Source organism: Marinomonas epiphytica (genome assembly GCF_054780655.1).
The window spans coordinates 44,848-65,470 of sequence record NZ_BAAGVX010000030.1 but is presented as its reverse complement, the minus strand read 5'-3'; the positions used below and the strand labels follow the sequence as shown (position 1 = coordinate 65,470).

Annotated in this window: 19 protein-coding genes; 8 read left to right on the top strand and 11 right to left on the bottom strand. The window is 44.6% G+C overall.

Annotated features, from left to right (window positions below):
• Nucleotides 1–13 precede the first annotated feature (13 nt).
• Entirely contained in the window at nt 14–538 is a 525-nt protein-coding gene (locus ACYVGZ_RS09165; RefSeq protein ID WP_460754313.1) for a redoxin family protein, read from the top strand.
• A gap of 71 nt (nt 539–609) precedes the next feature.
• Here ACYVGZ_RS09165 and ACYVGZ_RS09160 read toward each other — a convergent pair whose 3' ends face one another.
• Both ACYVGZ_RS09160 and ACYVGZ_RS09155 read right to left on the bottom strand, forming a co-directional pair.
• Entirely contained in the window at nt 610–1,851 is a 1,242-nt protein-coding gene (locus ACYVGZ_RS09160) for an NAD(P)/FAD-dependent oxidoreductase (protein WP_460754310.1), read from the bottom strand.
• On the bottom strand, nt 1,844–2,740 hold the full coding sequence (locus ACYVGZ_RS09155; protein ID WP_460754307.1) for a LysR family transcriptional regulator: 897 nt from the start codon (nt 2,738–2,740) through the stop codon (nt 1,844–1,846). The genes ACYVGZ_RS09160 and ACYVGZ_RS09155 overlap by 8 nt, the downstream gene beginning before the upstream one ends.
• A 91-nt stretch (nt 2,741–2,831) precedes the next feature.
• Here ACYVGZ_RS09155 and ACYVGZ_RS09150 point away from each other — a divergent pair, with 91 nt between their 5' ends.
• Together ACYVGZ_RS09150 and ACYVGZ_RS09145 are read left to right on the top strand one after the other, a co-directional pair.
• Nucleotides 2,832–3,257 carry a VOC family protein gene (locus tag ACYVGZ_RS09150; RefSeq protein ID WP_460754305.1) on the top strand — a complete coding sequence of 142 codons (426 nt, stop codon included), beginning with the start codon at nt 2,832–2,834 and terminating at the stop codon, nt 3,255–3,257.
• A 121-nt stretch (nt 3,258–3,378) separates the two neighbouring features.
• Nucleotides 3,379–4,254 carry a diguanylate cyclase domain-containing protein gene (locus tag ACYVGZ_RS09145; protein ID WP_460754302.1) on the top strand — a complete coding sequence of 292 codons (876 nt, stop codon included), beginning with the start codon at nt 3,379–3,381 and terminating at the stop codon, nt 4,252–4,254.
• A 3-nt stretch (nt 4,255–4,257) separates the two neighbouring features.
• Here the strand turns inward: ACYVGZ_RS09145 and hutG are convergent, their stop codons facing one another.
• From hutG to hutU, 4 genes are read right to left on the bottom strand one after another with little or no spacing between them, the layout of a single operon-like run.
• Nucleotides 4,258–5,112, bottom strand: a complete 855-nt coding sequence (gene hutG, locus ACYVGZ_RS09140; RefSeq protein WP_460754299.1) for an N-formylglutamate deformylase — start codon at nt 5,110–5,112, stop codon at nt 4,258–4,260.
• The gene (gene hutI, locus ACYVGZ_RS09135; RefSeq protein ID WP_460754296.1) at nt 5,106–6,326 is read right to left on the bottom strand and encodes an imidazolonepropionase; all 1,221 of its coding nucleotides are present in this window, start codon (nt 6,324–6,326) and stop codon (nt 5,106–5,108) included. The genes hutG and hutI overlap by 7 nt, the downstream gene beginning before the upstream one ends.
• Nucleotides 6,327–6,330: 4 nt before the next feature.
• Nucleotides 6,331–7,869, bottom strand: a complete 1,539-nt coding sequence (gene hutH, locus ACYVGZ_RS09130) for a histidine ammonia-lyase (RefSeq protein WP_460754293.1) — start codon at nt 7,867–7,869, stop codon at nt 6,331–6,333.
• 43 nt (nt 7,870–7,912) lie between these two features.
• On the bottom strand, nt 7,913–9,598 hold the full coding sequence (hutU, locus tag ACYVGZ_RS09125; protein WP_460754291.1) for a urocanate hydratase: 1,686 nt from the start codon (nt 9,596–9,598) through the stop codon (nt 7,913–7,915).
• A gap of 199 nt (nt 9,599–9,797) precedes the next feature.
• Here hutU and ACYVGZ_RS09120 point away from each other — a divergent pair, with 199 nt between their 5' ends.
• Nucleotides 9,798–11,198 carry a formimidoylglutamate deiminase gene (locus ACYVGZ_RS09120; protein WP_460754288.1) on the top strand — a complete coding sequence of 467 codons (1,401 nt, stop codon included), beginning with the start codon at nt 9,798–9,800 and terminating at the stop codon, nt 11,196–11,198.
• Nucleotides 11,188–11,781: a HutD/Ves family protein gene (locus ACYVGZ_RS09115; protein WP_460754285.1), complete on the top strand. Its 594-nt coding sequence runs from the start codon at nt 11,188–11,190 to the stop codon at nt 11,779–11,781. The genes ACYVGZ_RS09120 and ACYVGZ_RS09115 overlap by 11 nt, the downstream gene beginning before the upstream one ends.
• On the opposite strand, the gene hutC is transcribed toward ACYVGZ_RS09115, so the two are convergent.
• Nucleotides 11,778–12,533 (bottom strand): histidine utilization repressor, encoded by a 756-nt coding sequence (gene hutC, locus ACYVGZ_RS09110; RefSeq protein ID WP_460754283.1) that lies wholly within the window; start codon nt 12,531–12,533, stop codon nt 11,778–11,780. The two genes, ACYVGZ_RS09115 and hutC, sit on opposite strands and share 4 nt — an antisense overlap.
• Before the next feature lie 146 nt (nt 12,534–12,679).
• On the opposite strand from hutC, the gene pepQ reads away from it, so the two are divergent.
• Together pepQ and ACYVGZ_RS09100 are read left to right on the top strand one after the other, a co-directional pair.
• A complete protein-coding gene (pepQ, locus tag ACYVGZ_RS09105) occupies nt 12,680–13,993 on the top strand; it encodes a Xaa-Pro dipeptidase (protein WP_460754280.1) in 1,314 nt (437 codons plus the stop codon).
• Nucleotides 13,994–14,187: 194 nt separating this feature from the next.
• Nucleotides 14,188–14,913 carry a sulfite exporter TauE/SafE family protein gene (locus ACYVGZ_RS09100; RefSeq protein WP_460754277.1) on the top strand — a complete coding sequence of 242 codons (726 nt, stop codon included), beginning with the start codon at nt 14,188–14,190 and terminating at the stop codon, nt 14,911–14,913.
• Between the two features lie 44 nt (nt 14,914–14,957).
• Here the strand turns inward: ACYVGZ_RS09100 and aroQ are convergent, their stop codons facing one another.
• Both aroQ and ACYVGZ_RS09090 read right to left on the bottom strand, forming a co-directional pair.
• Nucleotides 14,958–15,407 (bottom strand): type II 3-dehydroquinate dehydratase, encoded by a 450-nt coding sequence (aroQ, locus tag ACYVGZ_RS09095; RefSeq protein WP_460754274.1) that lies wholly within the window; start codon nt 15,405–15,407, stop codon nt 14,958–14,960.
• Between the two features lie 41 nt (nt 15,408–15,448).
• The gene (locus tag ACYVGZ_RS09090; RefSeq protein ID WP_460754271.1) at nt 15,449–16,387 is read right to left on the bottom strand and encodes an AEC family transporter; all 939 of its coding nucleotides are present in this window, start codon (nt 16,385–16,387) and stop codon (nt 15,449–15,451) included.
• Nucleotides 16,388–16,586: 199 nt separating this feature from the next.
• On the opposite strand from ACYVGZ_RS09090, the gene ACYVGZ_RS09085 reads away from it, so the two are divergent.
• Nucleotides 16,587–17,891 carry a methyl-accepting chemotaxis protein gene (locus tag ACYVGZ_RS09085; RefSeq protein WP_460754268.1) on the top strand — a complete coding sequence of 435 codons (1,305 nt, stop codon included), beginning with the start codon at nt 16,587–16,589 and terminating at the stop codon, nt 17,889–17,891.
• A 51-nt stretch (nt 17,892–17,942) separates the two neighbouring features.
• Here ACYVGZ_RS09085 and ACYVGZ_RS09080 read toward each other — a convergent pair whose 3' ends face one another.
• Nucleotides 17,943–18,422, bottom strand: a complete 480-nt coding sequence (locus tag ACYVGZ_RS09080) for a redoxin family protein (RefSeq protein ID WP_460754266.1) — start codon at nt 18,420–18,422, stop codon at nt 17,943–17,945.
• Between the two features lie 73 nt (nt 18,423–18,495).
• A complete protein-coding gene (locus ACYVGZ_RS09075; RefSeq protein WP_460754263.1) occupies nt 18,496–20,469 on the bottom strand; it encodes a methyl-accepting chemotaxis protein in 1,974 nt (657 codons plus the stop codon).
• Nucleotides 20,470–20,623: the final 154 nt, after the last annotated feature.

Genomic DNA, 20,623 nt, shown 5'->3' with positions numbered 1-20,623 from the left:
CTAGGAAGTAAGCATGCCAACTACAGTCCCACAGGTTGTTTTTAAAACTCGCGTTCGTAATGAAGAATTAGGTGGACCAAACCCATTTGAGTGGAAAGATGTGTCTACAGATGACCTTTTCAAAGGCAAGAATGTTGTTCTTTTCTCACTTCCAGGTGCTTTCACGCCAACGTGTTCTACTTCGCACTTGCCGCGCTACGAAGAGTTATACGAAGAATTCAAAGGCCAAGGTATTGATGCCGTTATTTGTTTATCTGTAAACGATGCCTTTGTTATGTACCAATGGGGTAAGAGCCAAAACGCTAACAATGTCTTCCTTCTTCCTGATGGTAACGGTGACTTCACACGTAAAATGGGTATGTTGGTTAAAAAAGATAACCTAGGCTTTGGCATGCGTAGCTGGCGTTACGCGATGCATGTTGAGAATGGCGAAATCAAAAAGTTGTTCTCTGAGGCGGGTTTCCAAGACGATGCTCCTGCTGACCCATTCGAAGTGTCTGACGCTGACACCATGCTAAACTACTTGAAAGCTCGCTAAGTTTTTTAGTGCGTTTCTAGTCTAAATAGGCCGCACATGCGGCCTATTGTTTATTCCCACCTTATTTTTCGTCATTTACGTTTCCAAAGCCGGTTCGGAGAAAGAGTAGCAAGCATTTCGTTTTGCTCACCACTAATAGCCGCTAATAAGTACTGCGCTGTGGTAGGTCCGAGCGTAAAACCTTGATGCCCATGCCCAAAGTGGAACCACATATTAGGATGGTTTGGTGCTTGCCCTACGACAGGCAGCATATCTGGCATACAAGGTCTGGTGCCCATCCATTGCGGCTCATTTACCCTCTGCCCTAGCGGCAGAAGCTGAGAAATAGCACGCTCACCTTTTTCCAATTGGCGCGTATCCATTGGCGCATTCAAAGGCACCAGTGACGCCCCTGTCGTAATTCGCAAGCCGCTCGTCATAGGAGCCGCAAGCGCGCCATTTTGCACGTCTAGCAAAGGGCGGCTTAATGGTTCTGAACAGCTGAAATGACCATGATAGCCACGTTTATATATCATAGGAATTTGATAGCCAAATTGCTTCAACAAATTTGGAGACCAAGGCCCCAAACAAACAACAAGGTGCTCGGCATTCTCTACGCCTTCGTCCGTCGCAATCTGCCAGCCATGATAGGTTGGCTCAACCTGTTCAGCTCTGGCTCTAACAAAGCGCCCTCCCCGTTCCACGAACAACTGGGCATACGCTTTGGTTAAGTCACCGGGAGAAGCGCAACTCCAGCTATCGGTAAAATGCACCACTCCTGCGGGGGTCGTTGTTAAAATAGACTCTTCTTGGCGGTATTCCGCTCCCGATAAAATACGAGAAGCAACTTGATACTCCTGCTGTAAACTTTGAGCTCGCGCGGCCCCTATGTCAAACTCAGCTTGATCACGGTACAAAAGAGCCAAGCCTGCATGCGACATTAAGTGCTCACTCTGTGAGGCAGAGATTAAAGGCGCATGATCATTAGTAGCACGTGCAGTCAATTTGGCGTACTGCTGAGCGATAGGCTTAAACTTTGTGATATGCGAATGACGGAAATAGGAAAAAAGAGCAGGTGCCATCTCCCTAACCCCAGACCAACTCCAGTGCACATGGTTAGTCCGCTCAAAGGCAAATTGATATAGTGTCGGCAAATCACGAGGTAAGGCATAGGGCTCAGCCGCTTCTGCCTGAATAATACCTGCATTACCAAAACTGGTTTCTTCACCAACTTGCTGATGATCCACCAAAAGCACGTCGTGGCCTTTTTCTTGTAAGGCCAGCGCACTAGACACGCCAACCATACCAGCACCTAATACTAAAAACTCAGCCACGTTTACCTCCTTGTGGGGCAATTTTCTCAACACTCAACACAATAGCGTCCACCATTGCGTTAATTAACGGGTTACCTATGGCATGGGGCTTAAAAACTAGACCAATCTCTCTTTCAAAGCCCATATCTTCTAACGAAACTTCTTGGATATTTGGCCCCCAATCTGGGTATTCATCTGTTTGTGGCACTATGGCTACCCCCACTTCTAACTCCACCAGCTTTATAATGGCACTGACTTCATCGACTTCACATTTGTCTCTGACTGTCATTTGTTGCTTTTGTAACCAGCGATCAACTTGTCGTCCACCAAAAGATGTTCGGTCATAGCGTACAAACGGGAAATCTCGCAATGCACTTCGCCAATCAGCTATTTCCCAAGTACGTGGCGCAATCAGTCGAAAGGGCTGTCGAATGAGAGTTTGCCACTCTAAGTCCGGTAGCATGTTAAACGTTGGCTTAATAATGACGGCTAAATCTAGCTCTCCTGTATCGACTTTATCAAACAAATCCATTGAAACACCCGGTACTACGCGCGAATAGGTTGTTTTATAGTTCTGCTGAAATTGAGCAATCGCCATGGGTAGAATGGCTCGCTGAATGGTCGTGATTGCTCCCATGGTGATGGTGCTCTCGGCTTCCTCTACTCGGCTTGTCGTGCCAAGCTGGTGATATCGCTCAATAATATCTTTGGCTTGTTCAAGCACACTATAACCTGTTTGATTTAATTGCATAGTGCGCCCCACCCGCTCAAATAAGGACATACCAAGCTCTTGCTCTAAACGCTGCATTTGCGCACTGACAGCCGCTTGCGTTAAGCCAATTTTATTGCCTGCACCAGCAAAGGTTCCTTCACTAGCAACGGAGAGAAGCGTCTTAAGCTCTTTAATCATAAATTAAATTTGTCATTTTTATAAATATTCATTGATATTATTGTTTAATAATAAGATTTACAATCTTAAAACCAAACACAGGAGAAGAAAAATGACTGTTCAACCGTTCCACCTTGCCATACCTGTTTACGATGTTCCTCTTGCGCGTGCGTTTTACCGAGATGTTTTTCAGTTAGAGGAAGGCCGTAGCTCTGAAAACTGGGTCGATTTTAATTTCTTTGGGCACCAATTAGTTATTCACTACCACCCCAAAACGCCTAGTCAGGAAAATGCTAATACCAATCCCGTTGACGGCCATGATGTTCCTGTCCCTCATTTTGGTGTGGTGCTCACTTGGGAACAATGGGAAGACTTAGCTGCACGCTTAACCGAACTTGGTACTCAATTCATCATTGAACCGTATGTACGCTTTAAAGGCCAAGTAGGTGAGCAAGCTACCATGTTTTTCTTAGATCCTTGCGGAAACGCTTTGGAGTTTAAAGCATTTAAAGATATGTCTCAGTTATTCGCCAAATAGCATTTGTATGAAGATATATTTATTATAAAAAATATTTATATTATGAAGATTTAATCATTTTCTAACCAAGTGTTTAGGGTTATAGTGGATTACTACTTATTTTGGAAGGTGATGAGTAATCATGAAGGATTATGACTTCGAGCTTTTTATTAAAGAGCTCGATCTAGCCCAGCAAACACATATAGAGTGGACACATCGTATTTTACGTTGTGTGGTCACTCGTACGGAGTTTGGGCAAGAGTTAATCCAGCCTGATGCCCATAAAGACTGTACATTTGGTCGTTTTTTGCTTTCCTCAGAAGAGCTTTTCAACGCCATTAGCAAGGAAAAAACCTTCCTCATTACCCAACAGCATAAAACGACTCATGATGCGATCAGAGAGATTGGTCTGTGTATTGCTAAGGACATAAATGTAGATCCAAATACGTTAGATGTGTTCGAGCACACCCAACAAAGTGTTCTTAGTCTAATTAGCTTTTTTAAGTCTGAGGCCATGACTCATCTTGCCCCAATGGATGCCCTAACCAAGCTACCATTGCGCCAACACCTAGATCTCGACTTTAAAATCAAATCGTCTCTTGCTAATCAAAAGCCTCTTGTAGTTATGCTGGTTGATATTGATCATTTCAAAAATATCAACGATAAGTATGGCCATAACGTAGGTGATCAAGTTATCCAAGAGTTAATCACTAGTATCAAACCCATCCTAAGGGCAAGTGACCGTCTTTACCGCTACGGGGGCGATGAATTTGTCATTCTAATGCACCCTGAAAGCCCGGATGATAGCTGCTTAACCGTTGCCGAACGCATTCGATCTACTGCAGCAGAGTTAACCTTAAACCTAACTTCTTCCCTGCACATTCCGTTAAGCGTGACGATTGGGGTGACTAAAGTCAATTTGGATGAACCTCTTAAAGAGGCTATCGAAAGAGCCGATCAAGCCATGTACCAAGGCAAAGTCAGCGGTCGTAACCGCTGCGTTGAAATCTCGGAATAGCGACTATCTACTCACTTCATAACTAGTGGCGAAGACTTTCATCCCTTCAATTAGATCTTTAAGTTGCTGTTTTATGAAAGGAAGTTTGTGATCATCTAGCTGATAAACACCCTGTGCTTGTTTAACTTGGTCTAAATAGGTGGCTTGAGAAAGCTCGAGTTGAATGGCATGCTGTTGGCTAGCTGGTTCTCCATATTGACGAGTAATGTACCCTCCCTTGAAGCGTCCATTTAGCACTTGTGTATAACGCGGGCCCAATACTTGAGTCAGCAGGTTGGCAATCCTTTCATCGCAAGAACTGCCATTGTTGCTACCCCAATTAAAATCCGGTAATAAACCGTCAAACAACATGGGGACTTCAGCCGCAATACTGTGAGCATCGAATAAAATAGCAAAACCAAATTCGGCTTTTAATCTTACTAGTTCTGTACTGATAGCATCATGATATGGACGCCAAATTTGCTCCTTACATAACGCCTGATGCGCATGACTAGGGGCTTGTTCCGCCTTAAAGACAGGGCTATCTGCAAACAAAATGTCAGGAAACAGACCTGTCGTTTTCGTATCATAAAGAGGCTTATCATCGAAAGGGCGATTAAGGTCAATAACGTAGCGAGAGTAATTCGCCTTAATACATCCCACTCCTAACTCTTCTAAAAAGTCATATATTTCTGGAACAAACCAGTCTGTATCAGGCAAGGCGCGAGCTTCTGAGGTTAGACCTTGGGAAACTTCTTCGGTAACCCACAGCCCTGAATGAGGCATGCTGACGAGAATTGGACAGCGGCTTGCACGAAATTGATACGCTTGCTCAATGCGCCCTTCAACAAGCGCTTTAGTAACTAATTGACTCAACATTTTTCTCCATGTCTGACCCTGTATTTGAGCAGGTTACCTCCTAACCAATAGCAAAGTTCACCGGGGCTTTCTACATCCCAGCACAAAAAATCAGCAACTTTGCCGACCTCCAAACTGCCATAGTCAGCCTGTATACCCAAAGCTTGAGCGGCATGATAGGTCGTACCAGCTAAAGCTTCTTCAGGGGTCATGGCAAACAAGGTACAAGCCATGTTCATCATTAAACGCAATGACAAAGCCGGTGACGTCCCAGGGTTCGCATCCGTCGCAATTGCCATAGGGACGTCGTAGTTACGCAACCATTCTATTGGCGGAAGTTTGGTTTCTTTTAATGTATAGAATGCTCCCGGCAGCAAAACAGCTACTGTACCGGCTTGCGCCATTGCCTGTACATCTTGCTCTTCAAGATACTCAAGGTGATCAGCAGATAACGCTTGATACTTAGCCGCTAAACGCGCACCGCCTAAAGAAGAAAGCTGTTCAGCGTGAAGTTTAATGGGCAGATGCAAAGCTTTTGCCGTTTGTAAATAGCGCTCGACTTGCTTAGGGCTAAAAGCGATTCCTTCACAAAAGGCATCAACGGCATCGGCTAATCCTTGTTCGGCGACAGCGGGTAATACCTGCTCACACAAATAATCGATATAGGCATCTTTGTCTTGGAACTCGGGAGGCATGGCATGAGCCGCCAAACAGGTCTTTTTTACCGTGATTGAGAGTTGCTGAGCAAGCTGCGAAGCAACTCGCAACATTTTTAACTCACTTTCTAAGGACAGACCATAACCCGATTTTATCTCTACCGTTGTTACGCCATCAGCAATCAAGCTGGTTAATCGTCGCTTGGCCGACGCCAGCAGTTCTTCTTCACTCGCAAGCCTAGTCGCTTTTACTGATGCGGCAATCCCGCCGCCCTGTTGAGCAATTTGCTGGTAACTCACGCCATTCAAACGCTGCTCAAACTCACCGGCTCGATTACCACCAAAAACCAAATGAGTATGACAGTCGATCAAACCCGGGGTCACCCAAGCACCTGCTAGATGCTCCTCTTGCTGGGTCGTATATTGGGGAAGATCCTCTTCTTTACCCAGCCAAGCAATACGGCCATTTTTCACCCCTATGGCGGCATTTTCTAAAATGCCATAGTGGCCTCCCACCATAGTGGCCAAATGCGCACCACGCCAAAGGGAGTCGAAAGTTTGGTTATTTGCCGTATCCATCTTGCTAAGCCGCCAAGCTCGGTAACAAACCAGATGGCATGCTGTCATTAAAGACGGCTTCTAACAGTAGTTTGTTCGCTTTTTCAATATCAGGGGCGAAGTATCGGTCTTTATCATAAAACGGCACTCTCGCTCTCAGTGTGGCTCGCGCTTGCTCTAGCTTTTCAGACGTTTTTAAAGGTGCTCTAAAGTCCAACCCTTGTACTGCAGACAAAATTTCTACAGCTAGAATACCGCGGGTATTCTCTGCCATATCCTGCAAACGACGAGCCGCAAAGGTTGCCATAGAAACATGGTCTTCTTGGTTCGCGGAAGTTGGTAAGCTGTCTACTGATGCAGGGTGAGCATAGGTTTTGTTTTCACTCGCTAAGGCCGCTGAGGTAACCTGTGCAATCATAAACCCTGAATTCACGCCGCCATTATCCACTAAGAACGGTGGCAATTTACTTAGGTTGCTGTCGATGAGTAGCGCCATTCGACGCTCAGACAAGCTGCCTATTTCAGCAATCGCGAGCGCTAAGTTATCCGCCGCCATAGCAACAGGCTCAGCGTGAAAGTTACCGCCAGAAATAATATCGCCTTGCTCAGCAAAGACCAGTGGGTTATCAGACACCGAGTTGGCTTCAACGCAAAGCACTCTGGCCGCACTGCGTATCTGTTCTAAACAAGCCCCCATTACCTGCGGCTGACAACGCAGTGAATATGGGTCTTGCACTTTTTCGCAGCCTTGGTGAGACTCTCCAATTTCACTCGTCTCTGACAATAAATGACGGAATGCTGCTGCACTGTCGATCTGAGTTTGATGTCCACGTACCTGATGAATACGATCATCGAAAGGGCTTCGGCTACCCAAAGCCGCTTCGACCGATAAAGCACCACACGTTATCGCAGAAGCAAACAGATCTTCCGCTGCAAATAGACCTTCTAACGCAAACGCCGTGGAGGCTTGCGTACCATTTAGCAAAGCCAAACCTTCTTTAGGTGCGAGTGCAATGGGTTCTAGCCCCGCAATAGACAAGGCTGCCTGACCAGAAATAACTTCTCCTTTGTACCTTGCTTGCCCTTCACCAAGTAAAATCGTACTCATGTGCGCAAGCGGCGCTAAGTCACCAGAAGCCCCTACAGAACCTTTCTTCGGAATACAGGGATAAACTTGTTTATTGATTAAGGTAATTAATGCCTCAATCACCTGCAGACGAATGCCAGAAAAGCCGCGTGCTAAGCTATTCACCTTCAATGCCATTATGAGTTTTACCGTGTCATCCGACATCAGCTCTCCTATGCCTGCGGCATGGGACAGCACAATACTGCGTTGCAGTTCATCTAGGTCTTCTGGTGCAATACGAGTATTCGCAAGTAACCCAAACCCAGTATTAATGCCATATACGGTTCGCCCTTCCGCAATCACATCATCCACAACTTTTGTGCTGGCATGAATGGCTGGAATGGCAGAGTCATCTAGCTTAATAGTGACAGATTCACGGCTAATTTGACGCAAGTCTTGCAGGCTTAATTGGCCTGGCTTAATTGTTAATTCGAACATTTTGCCCTCACTGGAGCCGTTAGGCTCCTAGTTAAATCCATCTTTATTTGTTAATCATTGGCAGGTTCAGACCCTGCTCTTGCGCACATTCAATGGCTATATCATAACCGGCATCAGCATGACGCATGACCCCTGTTGCAGGGTCGTTCGTAAGAACACGTCCAATACGTTCAGCAGCTTCATCACTACCATCACAAACGATAACCATACCTGAATGCTGGGAGAACCCCATGCCTACACCACCACCGTGATGCAAAGACACCCAAGTAGCACCGGAAGCCGTATTAAGGAGTGCATTTAATAAAGGCCAATCTGATACAGCATCTGAGCCGTCTTGCATGCCTTCTGTTTCACGGTTAGGACTTGATACTGAACCTGAGTCTAAGTGATCTCGACCAATCACTATAGGGGCTGATAATTCACCGCTACGCACCATTTCGTTGAAAGCTAAGCCCAGTTTGGCCCGCTGACCCAAACCAACCCAGCAAATACGTGCCGGCAAACCTTGGAATTGAATGCGTTCACGAGCCATGTCTAGCCAATGATGCAAATGCGCATCGTCAGCAATTAATTCTTTTACTTTCACATCAGTTTTGTAGATATCTTCTGGGTCTCCCGATAAAGCAGCCCAGCGGAATGGCCCAATGCCTCGACAAAATAGTGGGCGAATGTAAGCTGGGACAAAGCCAGGAAAATCAAAGGCATTCTCTACCCCTTCTTCTAACGCCATCTGACGAATATTGTTACCATAATCAAAAGTGGGAATCCCCATTTCCTGGAACGCCAACATAGCTTCTACGTGTTTAGCCATAGATTGTTTGGCGGCTTTTACTATTTCTTGTGGGCGGTTCTGACCTTGTTCACGGTATTCTTCCCAGCTTAAACCAATGGGTAGGTATCCATTCAATGGATCGTGGGCTGAGGTTTGGTCTGTTACCATGTCGGGGCGAATGCCACGCTTAACCATTTCAGGTAGCACTTCTGCAGCGTTAGCACATAGCGCGATGGAAACGGCTTTTCCCTGATCTGTGTATTTTTTAATTCTAGCCATTGCGTCATCAAGATCGGCTGCTTGCTCGTCCACATAACGCGTACGTAAACGGAAATCGATACGGCTTTGCTGACACTCAATATTTAATGAACAAGCACCTGCAAGAGTTGCAGCTAGAGGCTGAGCGCCACCCATACCACCTAAACCGGCAGTAAGCACCCACTTACCGCTCAGGTCACCATTGTAGTGCTGACGTCCAGCCTCAACAAAGGTTTCGTAGGTGCCTTGGACTATGCCTTGGCTACCAATGTAAATCCATGAACCTGCTGTCATTTGGCCATACATCGCCAAGCCTTTTGCATCCAGCTCGTTAAAGTGCTCCCAATTTGCCCAGTGAGGCACTAGGTTGGAGTTTGCAATTAAGACACGAGGCGCATTGGCATGGGTTTTAAAAACACCAACCGGTTTGCCCGACTGCACCAATAACGTTTCATCTTCTTCTAGCTCTTTTAGAGAAGAAACAATTTTGTCGTAGCATTCCCAATCTCGTGCCGCACGGCCAATACCACCATACACCACCAGCTCTTCAGGGTTTTCAGCAACATCAGGATCTAGGTTGTTCATTAACATTCGCATAGGCGCCTCTGTTAACCAAGACTTAGCGGACAATGTCGTGCCTGTAGCCGCTTTAACAACCCCACTACGATAACGCTTGTGATTAGAATTTTGCTGAGCCATGAGTGTCTCCCCACTTAAAGTTGCACAAATCAAGTTTCAATATGTATATACAAGTTAAGACAAACATAGCCACTTGTTTTGCTAATTTCAACCTATAAACGAAATTTTCTAATAGTTTTATCTTTTTAAGATAAACTTGTATATACAAAATGCTTTTTTTTGATTTACACTTTCTCATTATCAAATAAGGGAGACAGGCATGCATAACCTTGGTGCAATAGACAGTCAGGTATTTTTTGCTGAACACGCGCTTCTTACCAAAGGGTGGGCAGAAAAGGTTCGTATTAGTGTACGAGCAGGAGTCATTGAGGAGATAGCCACTGGTTGCCAACCGCAAGGTAACGACACCATTTTATCTGGTCCTGCGCTTCCTACCATTGCAAACCTGCATTCACATGCCTTTCAAAGGATTATGGCTGGCGCCGCTGAAGTTAACCTGAATCCCAATGACAGCTTCTGGAGCTGGCGTGATCTGATGTATAAGGTGGTTCAGAAGCTCACCCCAGAAGATGCGCAAGTTATCGCAACCCAGCTCTATATAGACATGTTAAAAGCCGGCTATTCGCAAGTCGGTGAATTTCATTACTTGCACCATGCTCCTGCTGGCAAGGCTTATAACAACCCATCTGAGATGGCTCAAGGCTTACTGCATAGTGCCAATGCCTCGGGCATAGGTCTTACATTATTACCTGTACTCTATTCCCATTCAGGGTTTGGCGGACAAGCTCCCCATAAAGGCCAAGCACGCTTCATTAACAGTACAGATCAGTACCTGAACTTACATCAGTCCTGCGAAACCGCCATCCTGCAAAATAATCAAGACCTGAAACATAAGCTGGGGATTTGCTTTCACTCATTAAGAGCCGTTACTCCCCAGCAGATTCATCAAGTATTAAAGGCTTTACCTGAAACCAGCCCAATCCACATACACATCGCTGAGCAACAAAAAGAAGTGCAAGACTGCCTAGCATGGAGTGGCCGCCGCCCTATTCAGTGGTTAGCCGATGAAGTGGGTCTTAACGAACGTTGGTGTCTAGTACATGCCACTCACATGGACGAGCAAGAGCGCCATCAACTTGCTCAAAGCAAGGCCATAGCAGGGCTTTGCCCAACCACTGAAGCTAACTTAGGGGATGGAATTTTCCCCGCAGTGTCTTATGAGCAAGCAGGAGGAAGCTGGGGAATTGGCTCCGACAGCCACGTAAGTTTGTCGGTTGTTGAGGAGCTGCGCACCTTAGAGTATGGTCAGCGCTTAAGAGATCAACAGAGAAATCGGCTATACAATGCTAATCAGACCAATATTGGGGAGCACCTCTTTAACCAAGCATTAGTGGGTGGCAACCAAGCCTGCCAAACGAACATCGGCCTATACCAAGGCGCTAGAGCGGATTTCATGGTATTAGACTCATCTCACCCTTTTATTGCCACCAGCACCCCCAAGGATAGAGTAAACCGCTGGCTATTTGCCTGTAATGAGAACCTAATTAAAGATGTTTTCGTAGCGGGTCGAGCACTAATCAAAGACTTCCGCCATCCCTTAGAAGAAGAAAGCAAAGCAAACTTCATTCGAGTAATAAAAAAGGTAATGTATGAAGCCTAGCCAAATTCACATTCTAGAGGCTCATAATTTTATCAAGATGCCGTGGAAGAATGGTCTAGGTCATACGGTAGAACTGACTAAGCATGTAGATTCGCAGGCTACACGTTATCGCTTAAGCCGTGCGACCATAGGCGCTAGTGGAGCATTTTCTCTTTTTCCTGATTTAGAGCGCACTATGGTTTTACTTAGTGAAGGCCATGTCCGATTAGATTTAAAAGGAACACAGGAATCACTAGAGCTTACCCAGCGTTACGATTCGATTTCCTATTCAGGAGCAACCCCCGTTCAGGCAAGGTTAAACAGTAAAGCCGTCGAAGTACTCAACATCATGGTGCGTCAGCAAGATACACGAGCCAAGATCAACACCTTCTATGCCTCATCTAGACTAGAAATGAGCTCAATGGGTCAACAGGAGAGCTTTCTTGCAGGCTACTTTTATGCCCATCAAGATAGCCTCTTAGTGGAAGGTGAAAAGCAAATAGAGGTTAAAAACGGCGCACTAGCACACTTTAAGGAGCCCTTTCACGCTGTACTAAAGAAAGGGCTAGGGACCTTGATCCTGATCACGGATCACCGTCTCTAGCGGCCAAAATGACCAAACAATTGAAAACGACTCCCCGGGTGAATCAATCTGGCTGCCGTTACAATCTGGTCTTGTGACCAAGTGCGACGCTTAATTTGTAAACACGGCTCGCTACTGGCGATCTGGAGACGCTGACACTCTTGCTCGTTTGGTAAAATAGCTTCTACTAAGTGCTCACCTTCCGTCATGGGAGCCACACTCATTAGATATTCATATGAAGTTAAGCGGGTAAAATCTTGCTGATCGTAATCGGGTGCTAGCTGAGCGTTGACAACCCGCTCCTCGATTTGAATAGGTAATTCTCCTTCGAAATGCAGAACCACTGAACGAAAAATAGCATGGCCTGTACGCACACCAAGCGCTATTGCTTCCTCTACAGTAGCTTTAGAGGACTCCAAAACTAAAAGTTCCGCCTGATGCTGATGACCGCGCGCAGCAATCTCTTCGGCGATATTGTGAACTTCGAACAAGGCTGAGTGGGCTTTTTTCTCGGCCACAAAGGTTCCTAAACCCTGCTGACGTACTAATAAACCCTCTGCCGTTAGCTCTCTTAAAGCTCGATTCACCGTCATCCGGCTTGCCCCTAACGCCGTGACTATCTCGGCTTCTGAGGGAACCCTTTGCTTAGCTTTCCACTCGCCAGTTGCGATTTTGTAGCTAATGGCTTGTTTCAACTTGGCATAGATAGGCTGCTTCGTTTTAGGCAGCGCTTCGAGAAGGTCTGCGAGTAATGACATTTCTAAATCGGACAAGGAGATGTTTCCCTACTCAAAAATAAGCCTACATTGTATATGGCGAAATGTTTTATAGACAAGTTAAACACAAGATCTTTAAACTAATCTCAATATTAATCATTTTACCCATTAAGTCAGGTCTGATTTCCTGCCCCGGAGTTTTTATGTCCATCATTTCATCTGCCAGCTATCACTCACAGGCCTCTTATAAATCCCACATTGAGACCTTGCAAGAACGCTATGAAGCAGCCCTAGAACACTTTAACTTAAGCGCTATTGTGCTTGCCAGTGGTACAAAAGACTATTACTTTCAAGATGACCATGCATTTCCTTTTCATAGCTATTCTGGTGCTCAACAGTGGCTGCCTTTCACTTTAAGCGCTGAGACCTACTTGATTATACAAGCAGGCAAAAAGCCCACTTTAATCTGGCCAGTAAGAGACGACTTTTGGCATGCCCCCACCCCTGTGCCGGCAGGTGAATGGAGTAACGAATGGCACATAGTCGAGGCTCGTAAGGATGATGCTGTCTTTTCACAACTACCGGCTAAAACGGCTTGGCTTGGCCCTAATCCCCCCTCTTTTACTGTAGAAACAACAGGGCTACAGGCGTATCTAGATTATGATAAAGCCATCAAAACCCCCTATGAAATTTCTGCTATGGAACAGGCCAATTTGAGAGGTGCTAAAGGACATTTAGCGGCAAAAAATGCTTTTTTAGCCGGTGCAAGTGAACTGGATATTCATCTGGCCTTTCTTCAACACAGCCAGCAATCTGCAAGTGAAGAGCCATACCCTGGTATTGTTGGTTTAAATGAACACGCAGCTGTACTGCATTACGAGAACAAAGAAACGCAAAACAAGGCACACTCTCACACTCTATTGATTGACGCGGGGGCCAGTGAACACGGCTATGCCAGCGATATCACTCGTACCTTTACTCGAACTAAAGATGAATTTAGTGCTCTAGTAGACAGCCTTGACGCCCTAGAGCAAGCCTTAGCAGAGTCAGTTCTGGCGGGCGTCGATTATCCGAGCATCCATCAGCAAACCATCATTGGTATTGCCCACTGTTTGCAGAAGCACCAGATTTGTCATCTCAGTATAGAAGAGCAACTAGAGAAACGTATTCCTCAGGTTTTCTTTCCTCATGGTGTTGGCCACCTACTTGGTTTACAGGTTCACGATGTTGGTGGTTTCCAAATTGATAAATCCGGTACTACTCGCAAAGTTGACAGCGCCCCTTTCCTAAGGCTCACCCGCCCTCTAGAAGAAAATATGGTAGTCACGATTGAGCCAGGGTTATATTTCATTCCCATGTTACTAGAAAAGATGCAGTCTGAAGTGAAACAACACGGCTGTGATTTTAACAAGATCCAACAGTTTATGCCCTATGGCGGCATACGTATTGAAGACAATGTCGTGGCCAAGAGTGGACGAGCTAGGAACCTCACTAGAGAAGCCTTCAAACAACTTTAAATATGTTTTCCGGTTCAGTATAAAGCGGGTAAAAACCTATTTATTCGCTTTATGCTCATTATCTCAGAGTGGTTTTAGACAGAAAGAACATTGTATAAAAGGTATACTATACACTACTTACACAGCCCACCGAGAGTCAGTAACAGCCACAAGCCAAATGACTCTCAGGTTGCTAGCTCTAGGAGGTTTAACACATGGATTCCACATTGCTTTTCTTGCTGCTTGCAGGCCTAATTTCAGGCTTCTCTAAGTTTTCTATTGGAGGTATGGGGTTACTCGTTCTGCCCCTTCTCATGGTTGTTTTCCCTGGCCCGGAAGTGCTTAGCATTCTGATCCCAATTAACATTATTATTGATATATTGGCCATCATAAGTTATCGAAAAGGTATTCACTGGCAAACTCTAGCGAAGGTGCTACCTCTCTCCTTAGCCGGCGTGTTTGCAGGTACTTTTCTATTAGCAAGCATTGACGCTTCTGCTTTTAACACCATTTTAGGCATTATTATTGTTGGTATGTTGGTTCTAGGAATATGGCTCGACTTCCACGACACTCGCTTTATGAAAAATAAAACGACAGGGGGCGTTTTAGGGGCGTTCGCAGGGTTTATCAGTATGATTTCCAACGCCGCAGGGCCATTATTTAGCCTCTACCTTATGGCTCAAAATCTACCTAAACGAGACTATATCGCTACCCGAGTCTGGTGCATATTTTTCATAAACCTCGCCAAGTTACCGCTCTTCTATAGCATTGGTTTATTGTCTTCTCAAAGCTTGGGTTACAGCTTTCAAGCATTACCAGGATTATTAGTCGGTTGCTTAATTGGATACTGGACAGTGAACAAATTGAAATTTAGTCAAGTTAAATGGCTTATTAGAGTAATGACAACGATCGCGGCAGTTCGCTTATTCTCTAGCCATTAATTACATATTCTGAGAAGTATCCAGCCCAGTAGGGCTGGATAGGTTTAAGCTTTTTTGGCTATCAGCCCTAAGATCGCAAGTTCGTAACCTTTTACTCCCATGCCAACAATAGTGCCTTGGGCCACAGGGGAAATATAAGAATGATGGCGAAATGCTTCTCGTGCGTGCACATTGGAAATGTGGATTTCAATAACCGGCACATCCGCCCCTTTAATAGCATCATGCAAGGCAATAGAAGTATGAGTATAGGCACCCGGATTAAACACCACACCTAGCGCCTCCCCTGTTTTGACTTGTTGGCCAGCTTCATGAATCGCATCAATTAAAACCCCTTCATGATTTGACTGTAGGCACTGGGTTTCATAACCATGTTGACTCGCTACTTGGCGACACAGCTCTTCTACATCGGCAAGAGTCTCATAACCATATTGCTCAGGCTCACGAGTTCCGAGCAAATTCAAGTTGGGGCCATTTAACACAATAATTTTTGACATTCTCGATCCTCTATAAAATCCGCCCATTATATTACACCGGCTCAAAGCCAAAACAGAAGTAAGGCACTTAGCGTGAAAAAGGATAGCACTGTAGTAACCAACAAGGAACTTGCACAGAAGGCACGTTCACCGTACTCGCCAAAGATAATAGGGTAAGAGGTAAACATAGGCATAGCCGCCAATATAATGACAGCCAACTTCAAGTCGTCGTGCAAGTCGGGGGTTAATAGCAGCAGCCCCATTGCAATGACAGGAAAGACTAATAACTTCAAAGCGGCAACACTGAAAATTTGCTTTAGCTCGCCACGAATAGATACACCAACTAAAGCGCCACCGATAATGATTAACGCTGTGGGAGAAGCTGCTCCACCTAAAATAGAGAGCCCTCGCTCCATGAAAGAGGGCAAATGCCAACCAAATAAAGAAAATAAAACACCACTTCCTACAGACAACAACAATGGGTTCGAAGAGATTCTTCCACCAACCGTTTTCATAATGTGCCAATAGTTGCTGGACTCATGGAGATCCCGGTTTGTGCTCTCAATAAAAATCAGAAAAATGGGCAGCAAAATGATATTTTCAACCATTAACGCCATAGCAAAGGCTTGTGTTGGAGGGTGCTCAAACGACTGAATAAGAATAGGCAAACCAATAAAAGCACTGTTACACATACTGCCACCTACACCCCGTACTCCCGCTTTACTCCAGTTAATTGCAAAACTGAACCGACAAATCACTGTCGTTAAAAAGAAAGACAGTAGAGCACCGAAAGCATATACAAAAACGAACTCGCCATTCACAAGCTGTTTGAAGTCCAAACTAGACAATTTAGTAAAAATAAGACTCGGCAGGCTCAAGTAAATTACAAAACGGCTCAATAAGGGTAGTGCTTCTGATGATAACAATGAGAACCTAACAGAGATAAAACCGAGCAAGATCAATAAAAAAATAGGTGCGGTAATGTTAAAAACAACTTCCATAGATTGGGTGCTCTCCTAATAACCTTGAGATGGATTGGCCAAGACAATGAAATCATACAAAACCAATTAAGTATTAAAATACTACTATATGTGCACCCAGATACAAAACTTAACATAGATTAATAAATAAACAGTATATAGTTACATTTTTATCATTGTAGGGTAAAGCCTACAGATTTATAGGAAATGGTACTCATGTATGCTTTTTCGTAACCGTAAAGCCACCCAAGAAACCTCAAAAGAAAATAAACAATGCACTGAAGACAGCGCTCTAATTGCAGCCATGAAAAAGTTCTGTGCCACGATCAGTTTTTTACCTGATGGCACGATTCTCGAAGCCAATACTCTCTTTTTGAAGACTACCGGTTACGCTTTAGAAGAAATTAAAGGGCAAAAACATCGTCTTTTTTGTCCAGACAAAGTGGCTGAGAGTGCAGATTACAAAAATTTCTGGCCACGGTTGGCTCAAGGAGAAAGCCAGCAAGGCACTTTTTTAAGACAGAAAAAAGACGGCTCTTTATTGTGGCTAGAGGCGACCTACTTTCCGATAGAAGAAAACGGGGAAATTGTAAAAGTGGTAAAAATCGCTTCCGATATAACTAAAGCTAAGCTGTTATCAGATAGGCAGCAGGCTGTATATGACGCGATTGATCGATCTTCTGCAATTATCGAGTTTGAGCCAGATGGCACTATTTTAAGAGCCAATAAAAACTTCTTGTCTACTGTCGGCTATCAAAAAGAAGAAATTATTGGTAAGCACCACAAAAAGTTCTGTGATGACGCTTTTTATCAAGCAAACCCAAACTTCTGGCAAGAACTTGCCAAGGGTGATTATAAGTCAGGCCAGTTTGAGCGGATTGACAAGCATGGTAAAACCATTTGGCTAGAAGCCACTTACAATCCTATCTTCGACGAGGATGGTCAAGTTATAAAAGTGCTAAAAGTGGCTGCAGACATTACGCAGCGCATTCTTGAGCAACAAGCCATTCAGCATGCGGCAGAGATTGCGCACTCAACCTCTGTTGAGACATCTCAAGCATCGATAGATGGAGCTGAGATTCTTCGTAAAACTGTGGTTACCTCTGACCAGATAGTCACTGACATTCAAGGCTCCACTACCTTAATCGAGCAGCTAAACGCTCAGTCTGAGAACATTGCCAAGATTGTTACCACTATCAGTTCTATTGCAGACCAAACTAATCTATTGGCTCTTAATGCTGCAATAGAAGCCGCACGAGCAGGTGAACATGGCCGTGGCTTTGCTGTTGTGGCTGACGAAGTGCGTTCGCTTGCCGCTAGCACAAGCCGCTCTACGGTTGAGATTGAAGAAATGGTGGCACAAAACAGTCAGCTGACTCGACAAGCTAAGGCCAGTATGGACAAGGTAAGCGAAAGCTCAAGTAATAACGCACAACTGATTGGCAATGCTTCTGGCATTATCGAAGAAATTCTAAAAGGAGCTGAACACGTTTCAGAGACAGTAACCAAGCTACTTAGTAAATAACTTTAAAAAAGAGCCCAACTTTTTTGTTGGGCTCTTTCTCCGTATTCGTTCTTACAGCTGGCTCAGCACGTATTCTGCTGAGCTGACTTTAAACTCACCCGGCTCGTCTAACCACAATTGCTGAACGATACCGTTTTCTACTAGCATGGCGTAACGTAAACTACGGACGCCCATTTTTGCGGCAGATATATCCAACTCAAGACCCAGAGAACAGGTTAGTTCAGCTAAGCCGTCTGAAGCCATAACTAAGTTTTCAGCATTGTGCGCTTGCGCCCATGCATTGACCACAAAAACATCGTTAACGGTTAGACAAACGATGTCATCTAAGCCTTTCTCAATCAAAGCATCGTAATGCACCACATAACCAGGTAAATGACTCGCACTACAAGTCGGTGTAAAAGCCCCAGGTACAGCAAACATCAATACTCGTTTACCACTAAAAAACTCTGTCATATCAATGATTTCAGGGCCTTCTTCCCCCATCACCTGAAACTGACCGTTAGGTAGCATATCACCAACTTGAATCGACATTTATTTCTCCAAAGTTATCAAGATAGTGATATTTTACACCATTTCACGCTAATAAAATGCATTTACGTCGTCGCTAAACTTTAAACTTACTTAACAAGTCTTTTTGATGGCTAGCTAACGATGCTAATCCAGTACTCGATTGTTCACTTTGATCCGCACTGTCTGAGGCTTGCTCAGACATAGAAGAGATATCATGAATACTGCGGTTTATATCTTGAGCAACAACAGACTGTTGACCCGCAGCAGTAGATATTTGCGTACTCATGTCTCGAATTTCCTGCATACATTCTTGCAGCTCTGCAAGAGACTCGCCGACCATACGTGTTTCAGCAACACTTGAGTGAGCACTATTACAGCATGCTTCCATGCTAACTACCGTTTCTTTCACACCTTTCTGTAACTGCCCTATCACGTTTTGGATTTCTTCCGTTGAGTCATGGGTCCGAGTCGCCAATGTTCTCACTTCATCTGCAACCACGGCAAACCCCCTGCCTTGCTCCCCTGCTCGGGCGGCTTCAATCGCCGCATTCAGAGCCAATAAGTTGGTTTGCTCAGCAATACCCTGTATGACTTCCAAAATACGGCCAATGTTTTGTGAATACTCGTCAAGCTGATTAACCACTTCAACCGAGTGTTCAATTTTTTCTACCAATACTTCAACTTCTTGTATATTAGCTTCCATTTTAGATCTATTTTCAGTCGCTCTTTGATCAACCGACTGTATCTGATGGAATGTCACCTCTGTACTTTTCTCAACTTCTTGTACGGTAGCAACCATTTCGGTCATGGCGGATGCAACACTAGTAGTTTGGTCATTTTGAGAAGACATTAATTTTTTTGAGCCTCCGGAGCGCTGAACATTTTCATGCGCTGACTCGGCAACTTGATTAGCCGTTTGGTTAATACTTTTTATGAGCCCCTGTAGATTCTCAACGAGATCATTGACCCATTTAGATAACTCGCCAAACTCATCCTTAGTTTTAACCTGGCTACGTTGAGTAAAGTCACCTTTAGCAATTTCAGCCAAAACCGCCATCACCTCACCAAGTGGACGACGGATACTTTTACTCACCCAAATTGCCACAAGTACCGCAATGACAACGGAAACCAAAGACACCGCTCCCATAGTTGTCACAGACAGGCTTGCAACATTACTGGCTTCTTCCTCTGCTGCTTCGCGAATCGCTGTTGCTTGCGCTAATAATTGAGCACTTTGCTGCTTAATGTTATCTGCACTTTCTGCCAAAAGCTGCGCAGTTCGCTCTGATTCGGCTTTTAGCTCATGATATTCATAGAATTGGCTAATCGTCCCATCATTTAAAGACACACCTGACTCTACTTCCGTTATCAGCTCATTAATATTGTCGTCATTCATGTCAGACTGTTTCGACTGAATATTAGTAATAACTGCATTCATGCTTTCACGATAATTGGCTAACAGAGCCAAATCAGTTTCATCAAAATAGTCGTTGACCGTGACCTGTAAGCTTTCCATTTGGCTACGCAAATAGGCTGCAGCAAAGCGAGTTTCTGAACTTTCACCATCCTCTTCGAGGTAGGCTAGATCTTCCACAGCAAAGCTTAGTGAGTCTTTCAAGTCAACTTTGTTTGACTGCATATTACTGTTTATCTCGAGCATGCGTTTATGGTTTTGAAAGGCAGTGTCCGTATTGGCAAAAAACACTCTCGCTTCGTTCTGAATTGTGGCAAGCGCGTCAGTCATAATTTCTTGACCTTCCACCAACTCAGCTAAATCATCAGATACTTTTTGCAAAGTGCCCCTATGCTCCTGAAAAGAAGATTCGAGATTCTGTAATGAGTCAGGAGAGTTACTCAGCAAGTATTGCAGCATGGAAGTATTTAATAGAGATAGTTCTTCACTGAGGAGGTTACTATAAGCCACAAGGTCTGTGACTTCCCCCGTAACCACTTTTAAACGAGACTCTAACTTCGAAATTCCAAAGAAACCGGACGCTGTGATTAACAGTAGTAACACAACCAAACAAGTAAAACCTAATACAATTCTCTGTATAACGGACAGTGACATAACTTAACCTTCAAATCAGAAGTAAATAAAACATATGTTCAGCTTAGAGCATTAAGAACTCTTTCACTAAATAAGCCTATTTTCTCGCTCTTGAGCGAAAACTTACATTTCCCTTATAAAGCATCCTTGTTTGCATTTTATATCACACTTGAGA